Genomic DNA, 2018 nt, shown 5'->3' on the forward strand with positions numbered 1-2018 from the left:
GAATGAGACGGTGGACCCTCAATCAGTGGCACGTCCCCAGTCTCACTGGGCAATCTGAGCGGTGACGACGGCACTCGACTCGTTGGGCGGTCGGTCCCGGGGCGGAGGTACTGGTTCGGATGACGTATTCGATCGTGGCTCGAGATCCGGGAACCGGGCAGCTCGGTGTCGCAGTTCAGAGTTGTTTCTTTGCTGCGGGCTTGATCACGCCGTATCTGGAGCCAGGCGTTGGTGCGGTTGTGAGTCAAGCGTTTGCTGATCCGTCCTACGGCGTGCTTGGTCTTGACCTCATGCGCTCGGGATGTTCGGCTCGTGAAACGCTTGACGCTCTGCTCGTGATCGATGCGGATCGCGACCTGCGTCAGGTCGCCGTCGTCGATGCCGAGGGGGAGGTCGCGGCGCACACCGGGCGAGCCTGTGTCGCTGAGGCGGGCCACGTCGAGGGACTGGGGTTCAGTGTCCAGGCCAACATGATGCTCAACGACACGGTCCCGGCCGCGATGAAAGAAGCGTACGTCCGGGGCGACGGTGACTTCGCCGAGAGGTTGGTGCAAGCGATGGAGGGGGCGCAGCGTGAAGGCGGTGACTTTCGCGGTGTGCAGTCGGCAGGGTTGGTCGTCGTGAGTGGCGATCGGCATGCTCGGCCGTGGGAGGGCCGCGTGTTCCACATTCGCGTGGACGATCATGCCGAGCCGCTCGCTGAGCTTCGCCGCCTGCTCGACCTCGCCCGGGGATACGGCGCGATGGAACGAGCCATGGAGCGTCTTCGAGTGCTCGATTTGGAAGGCGCAGAAGGCCAGGTTGCAGAAGCCATCGCGCGGCTGCCCCGCGTCATCGAACCGACCTTGATGCGGGTCGCGCTCTTGGTCTTGGCGCAGCGACTCGCTGAGGCACGATCCTGTGTGCGCTCGTTCGGCGGTGATCGCGCGCTGTTGGAGCTTGCCCTCCGCAGACACGCCGCCACCGGCACCTTTCCAGCCGATCAAGCTCTCCTAGCCGAGCTTCTCGCACCATAGCCTTTGAACCGAATTGCCCTTCACCGAGGATCGCGGCGCGGGCTGACTAGTGCGCTCCGAACTGCTCGGCGCGGCGCTCGCTGATGGAGCAATGATGAAGATCGTGCCCAGTGAGGAGTACCGCGTCGAGCGGACAGTACTCACGACCCGCGTATTTCGCGGCGGACAGGGGCGGCTCGATCCCACCCCCGATGTGCCCTCTCCGCCGCCCAACCCGCAGGCGTCTACCAAGTGTGGAGAGAGTCGGAGGGTTCGGGCCACGATGCGGACGTCGAGTTGGTCTACGGCTCGTTCACCGACGAAGTCCAAGACCACCCGCGCGACCGAACCTCGGCTCCGTCCGACAGCCGAGTGAGATAGCCGAGCCCGTCTCTGGCGATGTCGACGAGCGGCCGTGCCAGCAGGACCTCGGCGCCGAAGCGCCGTGCCTGCGCGGTGGCTCTCGTCGCCAGCTCACCGCCGCTGATCCCTTGGGGAAAGCCCAGGTAGTTCTCGATCATCGACGTCGTGCCCGCTTGCCCTCCGGGCGCGACGGCCTCGACGGCGACGGTTCGCAGCCCCTCGGAGGCGCCGTACACCGCGGCCGCGAGCCCCGCCGGGCCGGCACCGACGATCGCCAGGTCGTACTCGGCCAATTCTGGCAGCGAGACCAGGCCGAGACCGGTCGCCACCGCCTCCACGGTGGCGATGGGGAGCCTGCTCCCGTCCGGCAGGATGCAGATCGGTAAGTGGTCAGGGCCGAGGTCGCTGCCGTCGAGCAAGGTGTGGACCCGTTCGGTGTCGTCGATCTCGACCCACTCGTAGGGCACGCCGTTGCGGCTGAGGAAGTCGCGCAGCTGGTAGCCGACCGAGGACGCCCGCAGGCCAACGATCGCCACTTGCGGGGTGACCGGCCGGGCGTCGTAGTCGAACATCGAAGCGCTCGTGAGATCACTCATGGGTCATCGGCTCACCCCTCCGGCTGCCGGCGATGCACACCGTCGACCGCGGGCACCAAGCTTC

2 protein-coding genes are annotated in these 2018 nt (G+C 66.6%); one reads left to right on the forward strand and one right to left on the reverse strand.

Annotated elements, in window-relative coordinates:
- The first annotated feature begins 119 nt into the window (after window positions 1-119).
- Window positions 120-1016 (forward strand): DUF1028 domain-containing protein, encoded by an 897-nt coding sequence (locus E6G06_22450; GenBank protein TML84621.1) that lies wholly within the window; start codon window positions 120-122, stop codon window positions 1014-1016.
- Between the two features lie 281 nt (window positions 1017-1297).
- Here E6G06_22450 and E6G06_22455 read toward each other — a convergent pair whose 3' ends face one another.
- Window positions 1298-1954 carry an FAD-binding protein gene (locus tag E6G06_22455; protein TML84622.1) on the reverse strand — a complete coding sequence of 219 codons (657 nt, stop codon included), beginning with the start codon at window positions 1952-1954 and terminating at the stop codon, window positions 1298-1300.
- Window positions 1955-2018 lie beyond the last annotated feature (64 nt).

It is taken from the genome of Actinomycetota bacterium (genome assembly GCA_005888325.1).
GTDB lineage: Bacteria > Actinomycetota > Acidimicrobiia > Acidimicrobiales > AC-14 > AC-14.

Coding starts and splice junctions, on each gene's coding strand:
- E6G06_22455 (TML84622.1), bottom strand. CDS start 1,954: ATGAGTGATCTCACGAGCGCTTCGATGTTCGACTACGACGCCCGGCCG.
- E6G06_22450 (TML84621.1), top strand. CDS start 120: ATGACGTATTCGATCGTGGCTCGAGATCCGGGAACCGGGCAGCTCGGT.